The organism is Mesorhizobium sp. P5_C1 (genome assembly GCF_054049815.1).
Genome location: NZ_JBFULQ010000288.1, coordinates 1 through 7072, shown reverse-complemented (window position 1 = coordinate 7072; position 7072 = coordinate 1). Strand labels below are relative to the sequence as shown.

The 7072-nt window shown below is 62.4% G+C and carries 7 protein-coding genes; 4 read left to right on the top strand and 3 right to left on the bottom strand.

What is annotated here, in order from left to right:
• Positions 1–143: 143 nt before the first annotated feature.
• Positions 144–1103 (top strand): DUF1402 family protein, encoded by a 960-nt coding sequence (locus tag ACXJ7R_RS20645; RefSeq protein WP_457153461.1) that lies wholly within the window; start codon positions 144–146, stop codon positions 1101–1103.
• Between the two features lie 53 nt (positions 1104–1156).
• Here the strand turns inward: ACXJ7R_RS20645 and ACXJ7R_RS20640 are convergent, their stop codons facing one another.
• The 3 genes from ACXJ7R_RS20640 to ACXJ7R_RS20630 are packed head-to-tail and all read right to left on the bottom strand — an operon-like array spanning position 1157 to position 3829.
• Positions 1157–2395, bottom strand: a complete 1239-nt coding sequence (locus ACXJ7R_RS20640) for an NAD(P)/FAD-dependent oxidoreductase (protein ID WP_457153460.1) — start codon at positions 2393–2395, stop codon at positions 1157–1159.
• Positions 2392–2706 (bottom strand): MocE family 2Fe-2S type ferredoxin, encoded by a 315-nt coding sequence (locus tag ACXJ7R_RS20635; protein WP_095083246.1) that lies wholly within the window; start codon positions 2704–2706, stop codon positions 2392–2394. The genes ACXJ7R_RS20640 and ACXJ7R_RS20635 overlap by 4 nt, the downstream gene beginning before the upstream one ends.
• Before the next feature lie 34 nt (positions 2707–2740).
• Positions 2741–3829, bottom strand: a complete 1089-nt coding sequence (locus ACXJ7R_RS20630; protein WP_457153459.1) for a fatty acid desaturase family protein — start codon at positions 3827–3829, stop codon at positions 2741–2743.
• A gap of 166 nt (positions 3830–3995) precedes the next feature.
• Here ACXJ7R_RS20630 and ACXJ7R_RS20625 point away from each other — a divergent pair, with 166 nt between their 5' ends.
• From ACXJ7R_RS20625 to ACXJ7R_RS20615, 3 genes are all read left to right on the top strand, one after another.
• Positions 3996–5027 carry a LacI family DNA-binding transcriptional regulator gene (locus ACXJ7R_RS20625; protein ID WP_457153458.1) on the top strand — a complete coding sequence of 344 codons (1032 nt, stop codon included), beginning with the start codon at positions 3996–3998 and terminating at the stop codon, positions 5025–5027.
• 300 nt (positions 5028–5327) lie between these two features.
• Complete coding sequence (locus ACXJ7R_RS20620) at positions 5328–6269, top strand: sugar ABC transporter substrate-binding protein (protein ID WP_095083253.1); 942 nt, start codon at positions 5328–5330, stop codon at positions 6267–6269.
• A gap of 97 nt (positions 6270–6366) precedes the next feature.
• The coding region (locus tag ACXJ7R_RS20615; RefSeq protein ID WP_457153457.1) for an ABC transporter permease at positions 6367–7072 on the top strand (706 nt) is incomplete at its 3' end.

Below are 7072 nucleotides of genomic sequence, written 5' to 3'. Positions count from 1 at the left end.
TTGCAACACAGTCCGGCAAACAGAATCATGTGTGGCCAGATGGCACCATCTGGCCACCTTTCGTCTTGCCGGCGGATGGGGCGCTCTCGACTCGAGAAAGAGCACTACCTAGTTTGCGCGGCAACATCTGCAGGCGGCGGCGCATGAAAAGACTGATCCTGGGCATTCTCGGCTTGACGCTGGCTGCGACGCTGTTCRCCGCCGATGCGGCGACATTGGTGCCGCCAGGAAACCGCAACGCCGAGCAGCCGGATATTCCCGGTGCTTCGAGCCGGCGCACGCAGGCCACCAACACCACCTTCCAGGCGAAGTATCGCAAGGTCTACGCCTTGCTGAAGAACGACGCCGAACTGCGCGGCAAGATCAAGAAGGCCGCCGCGGCCTACGGCATTGACCCCCTGCACATCGTCGGCGCCATCGTCGGTGAGCACACCTACAATGTCGACGCCTACGACCGGCTGCAGACCTACTACGTCAAGGCGATTTCCTATCTCTCCAGCAAGCTGACCTTCGCCTATGACGGCGAGGACATCACCGATTTCGTGCAGCGGCCGGAATTCAAGAAATGCGCTGGGGTTTCGGACAGCTATGATCTGTGGGAATGCCGCGAGCAGGTGTGGAACCATTCGTTTCGCGGCAAAAGCGTCGGTGGCGAGAGCTTCCCGGACGACCGTTTCGGCGCCACCTTCTTCCAGCCCTATTATGCCGGCCAGACCTTTGGCCTCGGCCAGCTCAACCCGCTGACGGCCTTGCAGATGAGCGATCTCGTGCACAAGGTTTCGGGTCTGCCGAAGCTCGACGTTGCCGATCCCAACTCGGTCTACAAGACCATCATGGATCCCGACCTGACGCTGCCTTACGTCGCGGCGACGATCCGGAAATCGATCGACGCCTACAAGAACATTGCCGGCTTCGACATTTCGGGAAATCCGGGGCTCACGGCCACGCTCTACAATGTCGGCAATCCGGAGCAGCGCGCCGAAGCGCTGAAGGCGGAGAACGACAGGCGCCGCGCCGCCGGCGAGCCTGAAAAGCTGCCCGAGGAGAATTATTACGGCTGGCTGGTCAACGACAAGCTGCCGGAGCTGAAGGCGCTTTTCTAAGGTGCGGTTTCAGGCTTTTGAGCCGGAACCGACGTCCTGCACCGAAGCATTCGCTACGCCGCCAGCAAGGACTTCAGCTTGATGGCCTGTGAACCGAGTGCTTCCGGCGCCGGCTTCGCCCGTTTGCCGATCAGCATTTCGGCCAACCGGATGTCGCGGGCGACCGCATTGCCTGGACCGATGCCGCTGGCCGCCACCAGCCGGCCGTCTTCGTCCAGATGGAAGAGGATAAAGGCGCCGTCGCCGAGATCGCGGCGCACGACGCTGCGGCCTTCGTCGGAAAGCCCGGCGATCTGCAGGGACAGACCATACTGATCCGACCAGAACCACGGCACAGCCGCATGCGCCTCGCCAGCCCCCAGCATGTTCCCGGCCGCCAGCGCACCCTGTTCCTGGGCGTTGCGCCAGGCTTCCAGCCGCACGCGGCGGCCGCCATAGACGGCGAGTGGAAACGAGCAGCAATCGCCGGCGGCGAAGATGTCGGGATCGCTGCTGCGCAGCTCCGCATCGACAGCGATGCCGTTGTCGATCGTCAGCCCCGCCTCGGCCGCCAACCCGGTCACCGGTACGGCGCCGATGCCGATGACCGCGAGATCGGCTGATATCTGCTGTCCGCCGGCGAGTGCGATGCGGACCTCTTTGCCGTCGTCGTCGACGGACGCTATGCCGTCTCCACACAAGATGCTCACACCCTCGGCGACGTGCGCAGCATGGATGATTTCGGCGATCTCGGCCGGCACGCCACGCATCAGGATGCGCGGCTGCGCCTCGATGACGATGACCGAAGCGCCGAGTTTGCGGGCCGCGGCGGCGAGCTCGAGGCCGATGAAGCCGCCGCCGACAATGGCGATACGCTTGCCGGCGCTGAGATGGGCGCGAATGGCCAGCGCATCGGCGAAGGTGCGGAGATAGACGCAGCGCGAACCCAATCCCGGCTTCGGCAGCTTGCGCGGGGTCGATCCGGTGGCGAGCAGCAGCTTGTCATAAGGCAGGGCCCAACCGTCCGACAGACGCACCATATGCGGTGCACGATCGATCGCCACGGCCTGGATGGAATGGATATGGCGGATCGATTTCTCAGCCAGGATTGCATCGCTGGCGATCGCCTTGATTTCGGGCGCCTCGCTGGCCATCGCCTCCTTGGACAGAGGCGGGCGCTCGTAGGGCAGATGCGGCTCGTCGCCGACCAGCGTCACCGGCCCGTCATAGCCGAGATCGCGCAGCGCCAAGGCTGCCCGGCCGCCGCACTCGCCGGCCCCGATGATGACCATCCCTCGCGTCATACCAGTCATCCGATCTGGATAAGGACTTTGCCGGCGTCGACCTTGACCGGATAGGTCCTGAGGTTGACGCAGACCGGCGCGCCGCGGGCGTCCCCCGTCTTGTAGTTGAAGCGGCCATTGTGCTTGGGGCATTCGATGATGTCGTCCATCACCAGGCCGTCGGCGAGATGCACCTTTTCATGGGTGCACAGACCGTCGGTGGCGAAATAGTCATCGTCCGGGCTGCGATAGATAGCGAAGGTGCGGCCGCCATGATCGAAACGCATCACATCCTCTTCATCGATATCACCTGCGGCACAGGCCTCGACCCAGTCGCTCATTCAGTCCTCCCGTGGAAATCGGATAGCCGCACGATCACTCGGCCGCCGCGACGGCATCGTTGTGGAATTCCTCGCGATATGGCCTGGCGGTSGGCGGCAGYTCGCGCTTGAGGAAATAGTCTTCGTTGCGCAATTGGCGCAGGAAGGTTGGGATCATCTCGCGATAGCCGGCCAGGATCGACGTCGTCGGCGCCGGCAAATCGTGCTTGATCAGCTCATGCAGCTTCGGCAGCGCGTGGTACGGCACCATCGGAAACATGTGATGCTCGACATGGTAGTTCATGTTCCAATAGATGAAGCGGCTGATCGGGTTCATGTAGACGGTGCGGCTGTTGAAGCGATGGTCGGTGACGTTGTCGGCCAGGCCGCCATGTTGCAGTAGCCCGACCATAACGTGATGCCAGGCGCCGTAGAGCCTGGGCAGGCCGACCAGCATCAGGGGCAGGAACGAACCGGTATAGAGCGCCAGTGCGATGGTGGCTGCATAGATCGCCGTCCAGATGCGGGCGAAGCGGATTGCCCTTGGCTGCTCCTGCTCCGGAATGAAGGTCTTTTCGGCCGCGCTGATGTTCCCGGCCGCGTTGCGCAGCATGTCGCTCATCGCATGCCAGGCATCGAGCACACCGACAAAGGCCAGGACGACGCGAACCAGGTCCGGTGGCCGCATGACCGAGATTTCCGGGTCGCGGCCGACGATGATGGTGTCGGTGTGGTGGCGCGTGTGGCTCCAGCGCCAGGTCACCGGATTGCGCATGATCATGAAGCAGGCGATCTGGTAGACCACATCATTCATCCACTGCGTCCGGAAGGCGGTGCCGTGGCCGCATTCATGCCAGCGTGAATCGGTGGATGAGCCATAGAGCACGCCGTAGACGAAGAAGAACGGCACGCACCACCATGTGCCCCAGAACCAGGCGGCGCCGGCGCCGCTGAGGATCAGGGCGGCGAGCCAGATGATGGTATCGCGGATCGCCGGTCCGTCGGAGCGCTGCATCAACTCCTTCATCTGCTTGCGCGGGATCTCGGTGTGATACCACTCGGCCGCCGACAGGCCGGTCTCGACGGCGAGCTTGGCGTCGCGGCCGATCAGGCTGTAGTCACGCCGGGACGGCGCAGTGGTCATGATTGCCTCCTCGGCAAGGCACGCGCCCAGGCGAATGCCGGTTGCCCATATGCCTTCCAGCCTGAAAATACCGTTTGCTCGTGATGGACTCAATATCACAAAGATAGTTTCTATCATTTCCTATCAGAATGATGTATCAATATTCGGCAATCGAACGAGGACGACCATGGCGAAACGGCCGACCATATCCGATCTGGCGCGCATCTCCGGCGTCAGCGTTGCCACGGTGGACCGCGTGCTCAACAATCGCCTGCCGGTGCGCGAGGAGACCGCGCGGCGCGTCTATGAAACCGCGACCGAGATCGGCTATCACGCGGCCGGCTTGATCAAGCAGCGGATGCGCCATGAATTGCCGGAGTACCGGCTGGGTTTCCTGCTTTTGCGAGGCAATGATGTCTTCTACGGCGATTTCGCATCGGAGCTCGAACTGGCGGTCTCGCAATCGCAGCGGTTCCGCGGCGCCGCAACCATCGACTTCGCCAGTTCCCTGGTCCCCGACGAGATCGCCACCCAGATGCGCAAGCTGGCGGCAAAATCGAGGGCCATCGCCGTTGTCGGCCCGGACCATCCGACCCTGACGGCGGCGGTCGAGGCGTTGAAGGCTAGGGGGCAGCCAGTCTTCTCGCTGCTGTCCGATTTTGCCGCCGGTATCCGCGAGGGCTATGTCGGCCTCGACAACCGCAAGGTCGGTCGTACCGCGGCCTGGATGATCGCCAGGGCGGCGCGGCAGCCCGGCAAAGTCGCCCTCTTCGTCGGCAGCCACCGTTTCCATGGCCACGAGTTGCGCGAGATCGGCTTCCGCTCTTTCTTTCGCGAGCATGCACCCGACTTCAGCGTGCTGGAAACGTTGGTCAACCTGGAAGCGAACCAAGTAACCCATGATGCGATGATCGATCTTCTGGCGCGCTATCCGGATCTTGCCGGCTGCTACGTCGCGGGCGGCGGCATGGAAGGCGCGGTCTCGGCGCTGCGGGCAGCAAGGCCCGTAAATATGCCTGTGGTCGTCTGCAACGAGATCAACGCCGAGTCGCGCGCGGCACTTGCCGACAACATCCTCACCATGGTGATCTCGACGCCGCTGGCCGCGCTCTGCCGCGAACTGGTCGATCGGATGGTGCATGCCATCGAAACCGGCGCAGCCAACGCCCCTGGCCAGACCTTCCTGCCCTTCGACATCTATCTGCCGGAAAATATCTGACCTTTCCCGCGCGAGTGCAGCGGCGGGGAATGATAGAATCCATCAGAACGATCCGAAAATCCGGCGGCAGGCCGCGGAATCGCACTTGACGTTCCGCTGGAATGGAATAAATATTTCACCAACTGTGCATTTTGGTTCTTTCGTTCCGGAACGTCTGTTTCAAACAGAGGGTTTGGCGTTCCAGCCCAAGCAGGGAATGCAATACGGAGCGAAGCGATATCAGGGAGAGATTCCCCGGGGAGATCGGGGATTCCGGATAGATCGGTGCAACCGGACACCAATATGTGGAGGAGAAACACAATGAAGAAACTGATTTTGGGCGTCGCTTTCGCGGCGCTGATGAGTTCATCCGCCATGGCCGCCAAGGTCGGCGTATCGATGGCCAAGTTCGACGACAACTTCCTGACCGTGCTTCGCAACGGCATGATCGAGCAGGCCAAGGGCATGAGCGGCGTGGAGTTGCAGGTCGAGGACGCGCAGAACGACGTCGCCAAGCAGCTTGACCAGATCAAGAACTTCGCCGCCTCCGGCGTCGACGCGATCATCGTCAACCCGGTCGACACCTCGGCCACGCAGGCAATGTCGGACGCCGCGGCGGCCGCCAAGATCCCGCTGGTCTACGTCAACCGCGAACCGGTCAATGTCGACAAGCTGCCGGAAAACCAGGCATTCGTCGCTTCGAACGAGGCCGATTCCGGCACGCTCGAGACCAAGGAAGTCTGCCGCCTGTTCAAGGAAGCCGGCAAGAAGGAAGCCAATGTCTATGTGATCATGGGCGAACTGTCCAACCAGGCCGCCGTGCAGCGCACCAAGGATATTGAAGAGGTGATCGCCACGCCGGATTGCAGCTTCATCAAGATCATCGACAAGCAGACGTCGAACTGGAACCGCGACGAGGCCCAGAACCTGATGACCAACTGGCTGTCGACCGGTAAGCCGTTCGATGGCGTCATCGCCAACAATGACGAAAGCGCCATCGGCGCCATCCAGGCGATGAAGGCTGCCAACATCGACATGAAGTCGGTCGTGGTCGGCGGCGTCGACGCCACCCAGGACGCGCTTGCAGCAATGCAGGCGGGCGACCTTGACGCAACCGTGTTCCAGGACGCGGCCGGCCAGGGCGCGGGCGCGCTGGACGCGGCATTGAAACTGTCAAAGGGCGAGAAGGTCGAACACAAGGTCTACGTCCCCTTCCAGCTGGTGACGCCGGCGAACATCGACAAGTTCCTGAAGAAGAACTGAGCAACGGGCATTAGGAGCGGCGCGTCAGCGCCGCTCCCCTTCCCTCAGCGCCGGCAAGGCAGCGAGGGGCGACCGCGGCTGACGGAGGATAAAAGATTTGGCACAGACATCTCATGGCGTCGGCGGGGTCGGCTACGACGCGAAGAAGCGCGCGTGGCCTGCCGAAATCAACGTTTTCCTGGCGCTTGTCATCCTCGTCGTCGTCTTCGAACTGATCGGCCGGATCTTCCTCGGCGACAGCTTCCTGTTCAACACCCGCAGCGACGTCAGCGGGATCTTCAACGAGGCACGCCTGCAGATCATCATCCTGCAGGTGTCGATCGTCGGCATCATCGCCATCGGCGTGACGCAAGTGATCATCACCGGCGGCATCGACCTGTCCTCGGGTTCGATCGTCGGCGCGACCGCAATGATCGCCATGAGTTTTGCCCAGGTGGCGACCGTCAACGGCAATCCCAACCCCAAGGCGATGTTCCTCGCGCAAGGCTGGACCGACCTGCCCGTCATCGTGCCGCTGCTGGTCGCCATCAGTTGCGGGCTGTTCGCCGGCCTGGTCAACGGCGCCTTGATTGCCTACACGCGCATTCCGCCGTTCATCGCCACGCTCGGCATGATGGTGACCGCGCGCGGCATCGCCAAATGGTGGTCCAAGGGACAGCCTATCTCGTTCCCCACCGACAGTTTCGCGGCCATCGGCAAAGGCCTGATGCCCGTCATCATCTTCCTGTCGCTGGCGGTGCTGTTCCAGATGATCATGACCTACACGCGGTACGGAAAGCACTGTTACGCGATCGGCTCCAATG